13 protein-coding genes are annotated in these 14,333 nt (G+C 69.2%); 8 read left to right on the forward strand and 5 right to left on the reverse strand.

Annotation, left to right across the window (positions count from 1 at the left end; translation table 11 throughout):
• The first annotated feature begins 30 nt into the window (after positions 1 to 30).
• The 4 genes from NJQ99_RS10850 to NJQ99_RS10865 all read left to right on the forward strand — a co-directional run bounded on the left by NJQ99_RS10850 (position 31) and on the right by NJQ99_RS10865 (position 2,612).
• A complete protein-coding gene (locus NJQ99_RS10850; RefSeq protein WP_269332848.1) occupies positions 31 to 243 on the forward strand; it encodes a dodecin in 213 nt (70 codons plus the stop codon).
• A gap of 241 nt (positions 244 to 484) precedes the next feature.
• Entirely contained in the window at positions 485 to 868 is a 384-nt protein-coding gene (locus NJQ99_RS10855) for a carboxymuconolactone decarboxylase family protein (protein ID WP_269332849.1), read from the forward strand.
• The gene (locus NJQ99_RS10860; RefSeq protein ID WP_269332850.1) at positions 855 to 1,766 is read left to right on the forward strand and encodes an NAD(P)-dependent oxidoreductase; all 912 of its coding nucleotides are present in this window, start codon (positions 855 to 857) and stop codon (positions 1,764 to 1,766) included. The genes NJQ99_RS10855 and NJQ99_RS10860 overlap by 14 nt, the downstream gene beginning before the upstream one ends.
• Before the next feature lie 36 nt (positions 1,767 to 1,802).
• Complete coding sequence (locus NJQ99_RS10865) at positions 1,803 to 2,612, forward strand: N-acyl homoserine lactonase family protein (RefSeq protein ID WP_269332851.1); 810 nt, start codon at positions 1,803 to 1,805, stop codon at positions 2,610 to 2,612.
• Here the strand turns inward: NJQ99_RS10865 and NJQ99_RS10870 are convergent.
• Positions 2,601 to 4,331, reverse strand: coding sequence for a SulP family inorganic anion transporter (locus tag NJQ99_RS10870; protein WP_269332852.1), 1,731 nt, complete (start codon positions 4,329 to 4,331; stop codon positions 2,601 to 2,603). The genes NJQ99_RS10865 and NJQ99_RS10870 overlap by 12 nt on opposite strands.
• A gap of 281 nt (positions 4,332 to 4,612) precedes the next feature.
• On the opposite strand from NJQ99_RS10870, the gene NJQ99_RS10875 reads away from it, so the two are divergent.
• Both NJQ99_RS10875 and NJQ99_RS10880 read left to right on the forward strand, forming a co-directional pair.
• Positions 4,613 to 7,006, forward strand: coding sequence for a 1-deoxy-D-xylulose-5-phosphate synthase N-terminal domain-containing protein (locus NJQ99_RS10875; protein WP_269332853.1), 2,394 nt, complete (start codon positions 4,613 to 4,615; stop codon positions 7,004 to 7,006).
• A gap of 93 nt (positions 7,007 to 7,099) precedes the next feature.
• Entirely contained in the window at positions 7,100 to 8,326 is a 1,227-nt protein-coding gene (locus tag NJQ99_RS10880; protein WP_269332854.1) for an APC family permease, read from the forward strand.
• A gap of 21 nt (positions 8,327 to 8,347) precedes the next feature.
• On the opposite strand, the gene NJQ99_RS10885 is transcribed toward NJQ99_RS10880, so the two are convergent.
• Positions 8,348 to 9,178 (reverse strand): hypothetical protein, encoded by an 831-nt coding sequence (locus NJQ99_RS10885; protein WP_269332855.1) that lies wholly within the window; start codon positions 9,176 to 9,178, stop codon positions 8,348 to 8,350.
• Positions 9,175 to 11,637, reverse strand: a complete 2,463-nt coding sequence (locus NJQ99_RS10890; protein WP_269332856.1) for a Lon protease family protein — start codon at positions 11,635 to 11,637, stop codon at positions 9,175 to 9,177. The genes NJQ99_RS10885 and NJQ99_RS10890 overlap by 4 nt, the downstream gene beginning before the upstream one ends.
• 200 nt (positions 11,638 to 11,837) lie before the next feature.
• Here NJQ99_RS10890 and NJQ99_RS10895 point away from each other — a divergent pair, with 200 nt between their 5' ends.
• Entirely contained in the window at positions 11,838 to 12,071 is a 234-nt protein-coding gene (locus tag NJQ99_RS10895) for a YdcH family protein (RefSeq protein ID WP_269332857.1), read from the forward strand.
• A gap of 47 nt (positions 12,072 to 12,118) precedes the next feature.
• On the forward strand, positions 12,119 to 12,445 hold the full coding sequence (locus tag NJQ99_RS10900; RefSeq protein WP_269332858.1) for a TraR/DksA family transcriptional regulator: 327 nt from the start codon (positions 12,119 to 12,121) through the stop codon (positions 12,443 to 12,445).
• A 24-nt stretch (positions 12,446 to 12,469) separates the two neighbouring features.
• Here NJQ99_RS10900 and NJQ99_RS10905 read toward each other — a convergent pair whose 3' ends face one another.
• Both NJQ99_RS10905 and NJQ99_RS10910 read right to left on the reverse strand, forming a co-directional pair.
• On the reverse strand, positions 12,470 to 13,303 hold the full coding sequence (locus NJQ99_RS10905; RefSeq protein ID WP_269332859.1) for an FkbM family methyltransferase: 834 nt from the start codon (positions 13,301 to 13,303) through the stop codon (positions 12,470 to 12,472).
• Between the two features lie 30 nt (positions 13,304 to 13,333).
• Positions 13,334 to 14,275: an FkbM family methyltransferase gene (locus NJQ99_RS10910; RefSeq protein ID WP_269332860.1), complete on the reverse strand. Its 942-nt coding sequence runs from the start codon at positions 14,273 to 14,275 to the stop codon at positions 13,334 to 13,336.
• Positions 14,276 to 14,333 lie beyond the last annotated feature (58 nt).

Consider the following 14,333-nt stretch of genomic DNA (forward strand, 5'->3'; position numbering starts at 1 on the left):
GTCATTCCATACGACAGAAGGGACCGCCCCATGAGCGACAATGTCTACAAGGTCGTCGAAGTCGTCGGCTCGTCCAGCGACAGCATCGAGGATGCCGTGAACAAGGGCATCGCCCGGGCGTCGAAGACGCTGAAGAACCTTCGCTGGTTCGAGGTGGTGGAGACGCGCGGCCACATCGAGGGCGGCCGCGTCGCGCACTACCAGGTGCGCCTGCAGATCGGCTTCACGCTCGACGACGTCTGAGGTCTTCGCGCCCGCGCACGCAGATGCATGCGGCTGGTTCCGGCCTGCCATGCGCGGCTGCGTGCGGGTACCGACAGGATTGACGCCTCGTCCGGCAATCTGGAAGGGTCGCTGCGGGTCCGGCGGCCCTTTCGTTCTGCGTGGTGCCAGGTTGGCGCGCCGCCGTCCCGTTCACCGGCAGGGCGGGGGCTTCGGGCGCTGCGTCCTGCACGCCAACGGCAAGAAAAGGAACTCATCGGACATGGATCGGGAAACCTACGACAAGGGCCTGGAAATCCGCCGCTCGGTGCTCGGCGCGGAATATGTGGACGCGTCGATCAACAACGCCGACGACTTCACCCGCGACCTGCAGGACCTGGTCACGACCTATTGCTGGGGGGCGGTGTGGGGGCGTCCGGGCCTCGACAAGCGCACGCGCTCCTTCCTGAACCTCGCGATGATCAGCGCGCTGAACCGCCCGCACGAACTGAAGCTGCACATCCGCGGCGCGCTCAACAACGGCATCACCCGCGACGAGATCAAGGAGGTGCTGCTGCAGGTCGGCATCTATTGCGGCGTGCCCGCCTCCATCGACAGCTTCCGCGTCGCCCGCGCCGTGTTCGAGGAAGAAGATGCCAAGGCATGACCGGGACGCCGGTCCGGTCGTCGGGCTGATCGGCCTCGGCAACATGGGTGCGCCCATGGCGGCGCACCTGAAGGGCGTGGTGGGCGAGCTGCGCCTCTTCGACGCGCGTGCCGAAGTGACCGCACGGGTCGCGGAGGAGACGGGCGGGCGCGCGACGGCCTCGCTGGCGGAGCTTGGCCGGGGCGCGGACATCGTCATCACCATGCTGCCGAACGCCGACGTCGTGCGGGCAGTGGTGCTGGGCGAGGGGGGCGAGGCGCTGGCCGATGCGCTTGCGCCCGGGGCCATTGTCGTGGACATGAGTTCCTCCTTCCCGCCCGCGACGAAGGAGTTGGGGGCGGCGCTGAAGGCGCGCGGCATCGTGCTGCTGGATGCGCCCGTTTCCGGCGGTGTGCGCAAGGCGGTCGCGGGCACGCTCGCCATCATGCTGGGCGGCGACGATGCGGCGGCACTGGTTCGCGCCGAGCCGGTGCTCGCCTCCATGGGCAAGATCTTCCGCACGGGGCCGCTGGGGTCGGGCCACGCGATCAAGGCGCTCAACAATTTCGTCTCGGCGGCGGGTCTCGCCGCGGCGGCGGAGGCGGTGATCGTGGGGGAGAAATTCGGCCTCGACCCGGGCGTGATCGTGGACGTACTCAACGCCTCCACGGGGCGGAACAACTCCACGGAAGTGAAGATGCACCAGTTCGTGCTGAACCGGGCCTTCAACTCCGGATTCGCACTCGACCTCATGGCGAAGGACATCAAGGCCGCCGCCGACCTCGCCGAGGGGCTGGGGCTGGAGATGCCCAACCTCGCGGCGGCCGCCGCCCTGTGGCGGCAGGCGCAAGGCGCACTGGGCAAGGGGGCCGACCATACGGAGATTGCCCGATACCTCGCCCCGCGCGAGGATGGCTGACGGCGAACGAACAAGACGGCCGGGAGGGATGCGGGAATGAGCGAAACCTACGATGTCTACGCGGTCCAGTATGCGCGCTCGCAGCGCCCGTCGCGCGATTTCTTCATGTACAAGGACCCCCACGACGGCCCCCTGCCGATCTTCTACTACGTCTGGCTGATCCGGAACGCGGACCGCGCCATCGTCGTCGACATGGGCTTCAGCGCCGAGATGGGGAAGAAGCGGAGCCGCGAGTTCCTGCGCTGTCCGGGCGAGGGATTGCGCGTCCTGGGCGTCGATCCGGCCGAGGTCGAGACCGTCGTCGTCACCCACATGCATTACGACCACGCCGGCAATGTTCCGCTGTTTCCCAGGGCGACCTTCGTGCTGCAGGACGCGGAGATGCAGTTCGCCACGGGACGGGACATGCGCCACAAGCCCATGCGCATGGCTTTCGAGGTGGAGGACGTGGTCGATCTCGTCCGGCGCAATTTCGAGGGGCGGGTGCGCTTCGTGAACGGCATGGAGGAGATCGCGCCCGGCGTCTGCGTGCATCACGTCGGCGGGCATACGCGCGGCCTGCAGGCGGTGAGCGTGGAGACGGCGCGCGGGCGGCTGGTGCTCGCCTCCGACGCGGTGCACTTCTTCGAGAACATGACGGAGACCAACCCGTTCCCGATCGTCGCCGACGTCGGCCACATGTTCGACGGCTACGAGCGGCTGCTCAGGCTCGCTGGCGATCCCGACCGGCTGATTCCGGGCCATGACCCGCTGGTGGCCGAGCTTTATCCGGTGGCTGCGGGCGACCCCATGATCTTTGAGTTGAGCAAGACCCCGCTGCGGCCCTCGCCGCTCTCAGGCCGCTAGGCTTCGGGCGCGGGCAACGGCCTCCTCAGCCGTGGCCGCGAAGTTCGCGAGCGGCGGTGCGACCCCGTGCGCGGCAAGCGCGCGCACCACCGTGGGCGACGCGCCCGCGATGAAGAGGCGCACGTCCGCGCGGCGCGTCTTGTGCGCCAGCCCTTCCATCGTGTGCGCGGCGGTCGAATCGAGGAAAGGCACCGCCGACATGTCGATGACGAGCGCCTTGTGCGTGTCCGCGATCCGGTCGAGCACCGAGCCGACCGACGCCGCCGCGCCGAAGAAGAACGCGCCCGTGATGCGGTAGACGACCACGTCGGGGTCGCTCGCCGCGCCCGCCTCGTAGGCGGTGCGCTGATCGGGCGTGCCGTCGGCCACGTCCTCGGCGACGAAGGGGGGCGCGGCCTCGACCGCCGTTGCCTGCGACATGCGGTGGATGAACAGGACCGAGCCCAGCGCAAAGCCGACCACGATCGCCTCGGTCAGGTCGCGGAAGACCGTCAGCAGGAAGGTGACGGCGAGCACGAGCGCCTCGCCGCGCGAGGCGCGCAGGATGGTGGCGATGGCCTCGCGCTCCACCATGTTCCAGGCGACGATGGCCAGCACGCCCGCCAGCGCGGCCAGCGGGATGAAGCTCGCAAGCGGCGCGGCGACCAGCACGAAGGCGAGCAGGAACAGCGCGTGCAGGATGCCCGCGACCGGCCCGTGGGCGCCTGCCCGCACATTGGTTGCCGTGCGCGCGATGGTGCCGGTGACGCAGAAGCCGCCGAACAGCGCCGCGCCGATGTTGGCCGCGCCCTGCGCGACAAGCTCGCAGTTCGAGCGGTGGCGGCGGCCCGTCATGCCGTCCGCGACGACGGCGGAGAGCAGGGATTCGATGGCGCCCAGCAGGGTGAAGGCGATGGCGCTCGGCAGCACGGCTTGAACCTTGGCGAGCGTGATCTCGGGCAGTGTGGGCAAGGGCAGGCCCGCCGGTATGCCTCCGAACGCGCTGCCGATCGTCGCCACCGGAAGATCGAGGCCCCATGTCGCAAGCGCGCCTGTCGCGACGGCGATCAGCATGCCGGGCCAGTGCGGGCGCGCCCGCTTCAGGCCAGCGATCAGCGCGGTGGTGAGGGCCGCAACGGCGACGGTCGGGATGTCTGCCGTCGGTGCCGCAGACCAGAGCGCGGGCAGCTTCTCGAGCAGCGGTCCCGGTTCGGAACCCGGCAGCGTCAGGCCGAACAGCGCCCGGATCTGGCTTGCGAAGATGATGACGGCGATGCCCGCGGTGAAGCCGACCGTCACGGGATAGGGGATGAACTTGATGTAGGTGCCGAGCCGCGCGAAGCCGACCGCGACCAGGAACAGGCCGGACATGAGCGTCGCAAGGATCAGCCCGTCGAGCCCGTGCATCTGCACGGTGCCGAGGACGAGAACGATGAAGGCGCCCGCGGGGCCGCCGATCTGGAACCGGCTGCCGCCCAGAACCGAGACGAGAAAGCCGCCGACGATGGCCGTGTAGATGCCGCGGTCGGGCGAGAGACCCGACGCGATGGCGATCGCCATCGAGAGCGGCAGTGCCACGATGGCGACCGTCAGGCCGGCAATGGCGTCGGCGCGGAGCTGCGCGAGACCGTAGCCCTCCCTCAGCACCGTCACGAGCTTGGGTGTGAAGAGATCACGGAATCCGGGAGCGTCCGCGGGGTGAGCGGGTCGTGAGGCAGCGCCTCGCGTAACGGTCGTCATGGTGCGCAGCAGCCCCTTTCGGGTGCGCGGCGGGGGCGTCGGCTGAATCCGGCGTCGCCGTCGGCTTCGGTTCCAGGGAGCGCGGGCCGTCTGCAAGCGACGGAAAAAAATGGGCCGGGCGGCTACCCGCGCATTCAGCGGTGCGCATATTAACGGGGCGGACGGTGGCGGTCGAGCGGTCGGGCCGTGCGTCAGCCATGCAGCCGCGAAGCGGCCGCTTTGCGCACGCCGCGATTTGTGGCAGCGTCCTTGTCCGGACCAATCAGCGAGGGCCTTCGAGCATGACCGACCGGCACGACATCCTCCGCGAGATCGAGCGCAAGCTTCTCTGGCTCGCGTGCTGGACGGTGCACAATGCGAACAATGTCCGGGAAAAGACCGACGGGCTGAAGATCGGCGGCCACCAGGCGTCGTGCGCGTCCATGGTGTCGATGATGACGGCGCTCTATTGCTCGGTCCTGAAGCCGGAAGACCGGGTGGCGGTAAAGCCGCACGCCTCGCCCGTGTTCCACGCTTTGCAGTATCTCGCTGGCAACCAGACCCGCGAGAAGCTTGAGGCATTCCGCGGCTATGGCGGCGCACAATCCTATCCGAGCCGCACCAAGGACGTGGACGACGTTGACTTCTCCACGGGGTCGGTCGGCCTCGGCGTGGCGATCACGGCGTTCGCTTCCATGGTGCAGGACTATCTCGGTGAAAAGGCCTGGGCGGAGAAGCGTCCCGAGGGCCGCATGATCGCGCTCGTCGGCGATGCCGAGCTCGACGAGGGCAATGTCTACGAGGCGCTGCAGGAGGGCTGGAAGCACGGCCTGCGCAACACCTGGTGGGTGATCGACTACAACCGGCAGAGCCTCGACGGCGTCGTGCGCGAGGGTCTTTCGCAGCGGATCGCGGCGATCTTCGGGGCCTTCGGCTGGGACGTGGTCACGCTCAAGTACGGCGCCCTGCAGCGGGCGGCCTTCGACGAGCCGGGGGGCACGCGCCTCAAGGACTGGATCGACAATTGCCCGAACGCGCTCTACTCGGCGCTGACCTTTCAGGGGGGTGCCGCGTGGCGCAAGCGCCTGCTCGACGAGATCGGCGACCAGGGCGACGCCACGCGCCTGATCGAGAGCCGGTCGGACGCCGAGCTTCAGGCGCTGATGACCAATCTCGGCGGTCATTGCCAGGACACGCTGATCGAGGCGTTCGAGGCCATCGATCACGACCGTCCCGTGGCCTTCGTCGCCTACACGACCAAGGGCTGGAACACGCCGCTCGCAGGCCACAAGGACAACCACGGCGGCATCATGACGAACGCGCAGATGGACGCCTTCCGTGCCGCCATGTCGATCCGCGAGGGCCATGAGTGGGACATGGCCGAGGGGCTGTCGATCGGCGCGCACGAGGTACGCGACTTCATCCGCTCTCGCCCCTTCTTCGCCGGTGGGACGCGGCGGACGACGGCGCCGCGCGTCGCGACGCCGGGACCCGTCTGGCTCGCCGACAAGGCGCTGGCGACACAAGGCGGGTTCGGCAAGATCCTCGACGCGCTGGCGAAGTCCGACCACCCGCTGGCCGACCGGATCGTGACGACCTCGCCGGACGTGACTGTCTCCACGAACCTCGGGCCGTGGGTCAACCGGCGCGGCCTCTTCTCGCGCGAGAAGATCGCCGACACCTTCCGCGAGGAGCGGGTGCCGTCGGCGCAGAAATGGTGGTTCTCGAAGGAGGGCCAGCATATCGAGCTGGGCATCGCGGAGATGAACCTGTTCCTGCTGCTGGGCGCGGCGGGGCTTTCCCATTCGCTGTTCGGGGAGCGGCTGCTGCCCGTCGGCACGCTCTACGATCCCTTCGTGATGCGCGGGCTCGATGCGCTCAACTACGCCTGTTACCAGGACGCGCGCTTCCTGCTGATCGGGACGCCCTCGGGGGTCAGCCTCGCGCCAGAGGGCGGCGCGCACCAGTCGGTCGGCACGCCGCTGATCGGCATGTCGCAGGACGGGCTCGCCTCGTTCGAACCGGCCTTCCTCGACGAGCTTTCCGTCGTCATGGACTGGGCCTTCGACTACATGCAGCGAGATGGGGCGGGCGATCCGGACGAGCGCACATGGCTGCGCGACGAGACCGGCGGCTCGGTCTATCTGCGTCTCTCCACCCGCGCCATCGAGCAGCCGCATGGCAGTCCGCGAAAGGACGCGGCCTTCGCGCAGGGTGTCATCGACGGCGCCTACTGGCTGCGCGAGCCGGGGCCGAACGCGGAGATCGTCATCGCCTACCAGGGCGTGGTCGCGCCCGAGGCCATCGAGGCGGCAGGCCGCATCGGCCAGGACCGCCGCGACATCGGCGTGCTTGCCGTGACCTCCGCCGACCGGCTCAACGCGGGCTGGCACGCGGCGATGCGTACCCGCAAGCGCGGGCAGACGGGCGCCATGAGCCAGATCGAGCGGCTGCTCGCCGGCCTGCCGCCGCACTGCACGCTCATTACGGTGATCGACGGGCATCCGGCGACGCTCTCCTGGCTCGGCAGCGTGCATGGACACCGCACGGTGCCGCTCGGCGTGGAGCACTTCGGCCAGACGGGCACCATCGCGGACCTCTACCGGCACTACGGGATCGACGCAGATGCCATCGTCGACGCCGCCCACCGGATCACGGTTGGCCGCCCGATCCGGCTCGCCGTCTCGAATGCCTGAGCCGCGGCGTGGCAGGGTTGAGGCGTATCAAGGCAAGGGCAGTCCGGCGGCATCAAGCTGGCGCTCCTTGATCGAAAACGCACGAGAGGCGGGATGAGCGGGCAGACCGGCCAGGGCGAGCGGACACTGCTGCGGGTGCTGGGCCTGCCGGTCCTGATCCTTTACGGCGTTGGCGTCACCGTCGGCGCAGGCATCTTCGTGCTGATCGGCACCGTCGTGGACCTCGCGGGGCCGCGCGCGCCGGTCGCCTTCCTGATCGCGGCCGGGATCGCGGGCGTCACCGCGGTCTCCTATGCGACGCTGGCGCGGGGCTTTCCGCGTGCGGCGGGCGCCTCTCTCTACGTCAAGGCGGCGTTCGGGCCGCGCGCGGGCCTGCCGGCCGGCCTCGGCGTCGCGCTGACCGGCGTCGTTTCCAGCGCGACCATCACGCTCGGCTTCACCGGCTATCTCGCCGAGATCGTGGCGGTGCCGCAGGCGCTCGCCGTCGTGGGGACGCTGGTGCTGATCGGGCTGCTCGTCCAGCGCGGCGTGAAGGAAAGCGTGGGCGCGGCAGCCCTGCTGACCCTGGTCGAGATCGGCATCCTCGTCGTCCTGATCGTGGCGGGATTCCCGGTTCTCGCCTCCCCCGATCCATGGGCCGGGGCTTTCGGTTTTGCCGGTCCGCTGCCGGTTGCGGGCATCCTGACGGCGGCGGTGCTGGCGTTCTTCGCCTTTATCGGCTTCGAGGACATCGTCAACATGGCCGAGGAGACGGTCGATCCGGACCGTGTGATGGGCCGGGCGATCCTCGGCACGCTGGTGCTGACGAGCGCGCTCTATCTCGCGCTGGCGCTGATCGCGGCGGGTGCGCCCGATCCGAAGGCCGTGGCACAGAGCGGCGCGCCGCTGTCCACGCTCTGGACCCAGCTGACGGGCCTGTCGAGCGCGTGGCTCTCCACGCTGGCCCTTATCGCCGTCATCAATGGCGTCATCGTGCAGGTGATCATGGCGAGCCGCCTGCTCTACGGCATGGCGCGCGAGGAGATGATGCCGCCTGTCCTGGGCCGTCTCGGCGCGCGGCGCACGCCCATCGTCGCGATCTGGGTGGTGGTCGCGGTCATCGCGGTGCTCGCCCTTGCGTTCCCGCTTGCATCCCTTGCGCGGGCGACCACGACGGTCACGCTGATCGTGTTCGCGGGCGTCAATCTCTCGCTCGTCGTGCTGGGCACGCGGGAGGGGAGCGGTCCGATGCACAGGAGGCGCTGGATCGGCGGCCTGGGCGTGCTGCTCTGCGCGGGGCTTGCCGCCCGCGAGATCCTCGTCCTGCTGCGCGTGCTCTGAGTCGGCGTCGCCCGCCGTACCTCAACTCTCCTGGCGGAGCAGGAGCACCGGGCAACCCGCCGCGCGCAACAGTGCGCGCAGAGTGCGCCCGTGAGCCAGCCCCGCTGGCTCTGCGGCAACGATGAGCAACCGCGCCTGCGCCGCGCCTGCGCTGAGCGCCGCGGCCTGAAGCGTATCGGGTCCGCCGGCGGGGCGGATGTCGAACCGGGGACCGAATTCCGCCGCCTGCGTGGCGAGCGCCCCGGCCTCCGGCGCGCCTGCATCGCCGATCAGCATCCCGATCCGCGTGCCTTCGGGCGCCAGGCGGGCGAGCACGGGCAGCATCTGTCCGGCCAGGCGGGCGGTTCCCGTGACGGCGAACACAGGTCCGTGGGGTGCCCGGCGCGGTCCCGGAAGCAGCAGACCCGCCGACCGCGCCGCCGCCGCGAGCAGGCCGCGCGTCACCTCCGGCTCGTCGAGGCGGGCGAGGGGGCCCGCGAAAACCAGCAGGTCTTCCGGCAGGGCACGGGAGAGCGCCTCTGACGTGCTGGATCGTTCGCGCGTCAGGGTGACCGAGCATCCGGTGGCCTGCGCCACGGTCTCGAGCGCCCGCGCGGTGGCGGCAAGGCTGCGGGCGATCTCGGCTTCGAGCGGTGCCGCCGCGATCGGCCGCACCCTCCGGCTGACGAGACCGAACTCGGCCGTGCCCGGCAGGCCGGCGGCAAGGAAGAGGTCGCGCTCCTCCAGCAGCACGCCCGCGATCTCGATCCCGAGCAGTCGGGCAAGCTCCTCCGACTGCGCCACCACCGCCTCCCGGTCGGCGTCCGGGAGGACGGTCAGGAACAGCCGGCGCGGCGACCAGACGGGGGTCATGTCGTGCCGTCCCGGTCCTTTGGGGTTTCCGGCCGGTCGCGCAGGCCCAGTTCCTGGCGCCGGCGGGCCATCGCGATCAGGCGGGCCTCGACGCGGGCGTTGACGCTGCCCTGCGGGAAGGACCCCGCCGCATCGCGCGCGCCTGCGGGCAGCCCCGTCAGAAGCGTCATTGCCTCGTCGACATGACCGATGGCGTGGACCGCGAAGTCGCCGCGCGCGCACGCCGCGACCACGTCGTCGCGCAGCATCAGGTGCTGCACGTTGGCCTGCGGGATCAGCACGCCCTGCCGGCCCGTGAGGCCACGGTCCGAGCACACCTCGAAGAAGCCCTCGATCTTCTCGTTGACGCCGCCGATGGCCTGCACCTCGCCGAACTGGTTGACCGATCCGGTAAGCGCGAGGTCCTGGCGCAGCGGCACCTCGGCGATGGCCGACAACAGCGCACACAGTTCCGCCGTGGAGGCGCTGTCGCCCTCGACACCTCCATAGGACTGCTCGAACACGAGGCTTGCCGACAGCGACACGGGCCAGTCGAGCGCATAGCGCGCCGCGAGCAGCCCGGACAGGATCAGCACGCCCTTGGAATGGATCGGGCCGCCGAGTTCCGTCTCGCGCTCGATGTCGATCAGCTTGCCGGTGCCGAGGCGGACGCGCGCCGTGATACGGGTCGGGCTGCCGAACGCATAGGTGCCGAGTTGCAGGACGCTCAGCCCGTTCACCTGTCCGACGGCCTCCCCGTCGGTGGCGATCAGCCTGATCTCGCGGGAGACGGACTCCCGCGCCCGTTCGCGCAGCCGGTCGAGGCGGCGGATGCGCTCCCGCTCCGCCCGGATCACATGGGCCGCGGTGACGGCGGGTGCCGCGCCGGCACGCGCCCAGTGGTCAGCCTCCCGCGCCAGGTCCGCGATGGGACCGAGCCGCACGGAGATGCGCTGCGTATCGTCGACGAGGCGGCCCGCGTACTCCACGAGGCGCGCCACGCTCGCGGCGTCGAAGGGCAGCAGGCCCTCGTTCTTCACGATGGCCGCGACGAGCCGGGCAAAATCCTGCGCGGTGTCGCCTTCGAGAGCCGCGTCGTCGTCGAAGTCCACTGCGACCTTGAAGATCTCCTCGAACTCCGGGTCGAGCGCGCAGAGCAGATAATAGATGTAGCGCTCGCCGAACAGCACCACCTTGGCCGAAAAGGGGATTGGCTCCGGCTCCAGCGAGACGGTCGAGACGAGGCTGAAATGCTCGGCCAGGGATTCGATGACGATGCAGCCGGAGCGGAGCGCGCGCTTCAGCGCCTCCCACGCCATGGGCTGGGTCAGCACCTTGCGTGCGTCGAGCAGAAGGTAGCCGCCGTTTGCCCGGTGCAGCGCACCGGCCTTGATCATCATGAAGTCGGTGACGAGCGTGCCCATCTGCTGCAGATGCTCGATCCGCCCGACGAGGTTGGGCAGCGTGGGGTTGTCCTCGTGGACGACGGGGGCTCCCTCGTCGCCGTCGCCGCCGGCCACGATCAGGTTGACCATGTAGCGGCGGAAGCCGGGTGCCTCGGCCCGGCGGGCCTGCGGCACGTCGCTCTCGCCGGCAGCCTGGGCGATGGCGCCGGCCTGCTCGACCATGTCGGCACGCACGGCGTCGAGGTGCTCTGACACCTCGGGCAGGTCGGCGAAGGCCTCCCGTACCTCGTCCAGCGACTGGTCGACGGCGATGGCGGCAAACTCCCGGTCGAGATCGCGGATACGCTCGCGCCGCGCCTTGTCGAAGCGGGGCACCTGCTCCAGCACGCGGCGCAGATCCTCCTGCAGCTCCGCGATGGAGGCCTGGGCGGCCTCGCGTGCCTTCGCGTCCCAGGCCTTGAAGACATCGGGCTCGACCACCTTGCCGTTCTTCATGGGCGCGAGCGCGAAGCCCACGGGCGTGCGCAGCACCGCGATCTCCCGGGCCTCCGCCTTCTTGCGCAGCGCTTCGAAGGCCTGCTCCTGCGCCTCCTCGAACTCCTCGTCGATGACGCGGCGGCGGCGCCGGTACTCGTCGCTGTCGAAGACGGCCGGCAGTGCCGCGGTCAGCTCCTCCACCGCGGCCTTTATCCGGTCGCGGAAATCCCTGCCGCGGCCGGTCGGCAGCCGCAGCGCGTTGGGTTTCTGCCCGCCGCTTCCGAAATCATTGACATAGACCCAGTCGTCAGGCGTCTCCTGGTCTGCGGCGAGTCGGCCGAGATAGGCGCGGACCGCCGTGTGCCGGCCGCTGCCCGGCGTACCGAGCACGAACATGTTGAAGCCGGTGCGCACGATGCCCGTCCCGAAGGCGAGCGCGTCCAGCGCGCGCGACTGCCCGAGGAAGCCGCCCAGCGGTTCCAGATCCTCGGTGCTGGAAAAGCCCAGCGCTTCAGGGTCGCAACGCCGCCGCAGCGCGTCCGGCGTCAGGGCGGGCGGGACGTCAGGCGAGGCGTTGGCCTGGTCGGTGGGGGGCATGACATCATCCTCTCGCGTTCTGTCGTCTCGCGCGGGTTTTGCACATCATGACGCCCTCGCCCGCCTCGCCGCGTTGAGCGGGATCAAGGCCGCCTGCGCATTCCGGCGCGGCTTTGACACAGCGCAAGGCAAGGGGTTGCGCACTCTTCGAATACTGGCACCTGAAGTCAGGAAACGCGGAGCCGAGGAGGACCGGAAAGATGGGTCACACGCCGCACGAGTTGCACGAGGAATTTCCCGAGAAGGCGCAGAAGATCCACGATCTGCGCATGAGCGACTCGCATTTCGCCAAGCTGGCCGATGCCTATCATGCGCTCAACCGCGAAATTCACCGCGGCGATACGAACGTCGAGCCGATGGACGATTTCCATCTCGAAGACCTGAAGAAGCGCCGGCTTGCGCTTCTGGACGAGATCAGCGTGCGCCTCGCCTGAAGGCGGGCGCGATCCCGGATTCCGGACAGGGCAGAAAGGGACCGTCCATGACCGATGTTACGACTTACGAGAAGCGCCTGCGCGCCCGTCTGGAGGAGTTGTCTGCCCGGCTGACGGGGATCGAGCACGACCTCGACGAACCGGGCTCGGCCGATTTCGAGGAGCAGGCAACCGAGCGGGAAGGCGACGAGGTGCTCGAGGATCTCGGCAATGCGGGCCTCAAGGAGATCCGAATGATCGAGGCGGCGCTCGATCGGGTGGCCAAGGGCACGTTCGGGGTATGCGCCTCCTGCGGGGACGAGATCGCCCCGGCCCGCCTGGAGGCGGTGCCGCATGCCCCGCTGTGTAGCGACTGCGCACAACAGGCCGGTTGAGGGATCCGGCCAGACAGAAGGGCGTCAGGCCGCGGGTTCGTAGATCGCGTTGAACGCGAGCTCGTCGAGGCTGGCGCCCTTGTCCTGCTTGTCCTTCCACTTGCCGACGACATGGGTGTCGACCAGCGCGTAGCCCACCGACTCCATGTAGGCGCATTGCGTCTGGAAGTCGCCGACCTGGATCTCGCACAGGATCGAACGCGGCCGGTGCGGGCCGGTCAGCAGGTCCTTCATGCCGGCGGTGATCGGGATCTCGATCCCGTCGGTGTCGATCTTCACGAGATTGGGCGCGCGGATGATCCCCTGCGCGATCATCGTGTCGACGCGCATGCCGCACTTCAGCTCGTTGCCGACATGGCGCTGCATCTCGGGGCTGCCGGCCACGTCGAGCTGGCTGCCCGAGGCGCCCTCGCGCCAGCGCTTGTACTTGAAGTTGACGAAGCGGTCTTCGCCCGATGCCGCGATCGACAGCACCGTCACGCGGTCCTGAAGGCCGTTGGCGGCGATGTTCTGCAGGAGCTGCGAGGTGGTCGGCAGGTGCGGCTCGCACGCGAAGACGTGACCATCCGGACCGAGGTGCTTGCCCACGAACACCGTGAAGGTGCCGACATTGGCGCCGATGTCGAGGAAGACGTCGCCCTCGCGCAGATGCTTGCGGATCCAGTTGATCGTCTCCGGCTCCTTGCCCAGGAACTCCTTCGCGCGCTGGTAGGAGAACAGCGAATCGGCCACGAACCGGTAAGTGGTCCCGTCCACCGGGTCGCGCTGGCGCACGCGGAAGCGCATCGCCTGGCGGGCGTAGAACCAGTAGCGGGCCGGGAGCCAGCGGACCTTGGCGAGCTTGCGGAGAATGTACACAGGAGAACCCCTCGCCGTCCTTCGGCCGGATCAGTAGAGCAGCAGCATGTCCGTTGACTGCTCCGCCAGCCGGGGCGTGTCAAGCGCGACAGGCACGATGTCGGTCCGCGCGGTGTCGTGGTGGTTGGTGAACAGCAGGGCGCGGTACCCCGCCTCGAAGATCGGGCGCATAACGTCGAGCCGCGTCACGCCCAGCCGGCGCAGCAATTCGTCCTTGTGCAGTTCGAAGACGAAGAAGGGCCGGTGCGTGCGCATCGTCTCCAGCGCGCCGGGCACGACCTTCGCCTCGTAGCCGTCGACGTCGACCTTCAGCAGGTCGGGCGCGGCGCCGTCGCGGGCCGCGAAGGCGTCGACGGAAATCACCTCGACCTCCGCCTCGCGCAGGGCGTCGCGGTTCTTGATGCCCTTCAGCGCGAACTTCAGCCGGCGCGTCCACGACTCGCGGTATTCCGACGGGTCGGGCTTCGTCTCGAACATGCGGGTGCGGCTGAACCACACGGTCTTGCGGCCCTCGTCCCGGTCGGAGATGCCCGCGAGATGCGGGTGGAAGCGGCCCGCGCACCAGGTTTCCGCGGCCGCGTGCGCCTGCATGATGTCGAGGTTCGCGGGCGTCATGTCGAAGAGGTGGACCTGCGCCGGCAATGCCTCGTAGCTCGCCGCGACGAGGCCGAAATAGCCGTTGCTCGCCCCCAGGTCGTACATGGTGCGGACGGGGAAGCGGTGGTGGACATAGCTGATGAGCGCGGTGGTCACCGGCTCGTAGAAGTCCTGGCCATACTTCTTCATGGCGCGCGACTTCCGGTGCGCCCAGAAGTTGTAGGGAATGTGGTGGTGCCCCGGGATCTGCAGGCGGATATCGTCGCCCACGGCGATCCGCTGCGGTTTGTAGCTGCGCAGGAAGGCGGTCAGATCGCCGATGAAGGCGGCTTCGTCCGCAAACGCGGAGTGGATGCGGCTCGGGACGGGTGACATGGCGTGGACTCCGCTTTTCGATGCCACCGGGGCGCGACAGGAAGAGAGATCGCCGCTG

The organism is Futiania mangrovi (assembly GCF_024158125.1).
In the GTDB taxonomy this organism is placed as follows: domain Bacteria; phylum Pseudomonadota; class Alphaproteobacteria; order Futianiales; family Futianiaceae; genus Futiania; species Futiania mangrovi.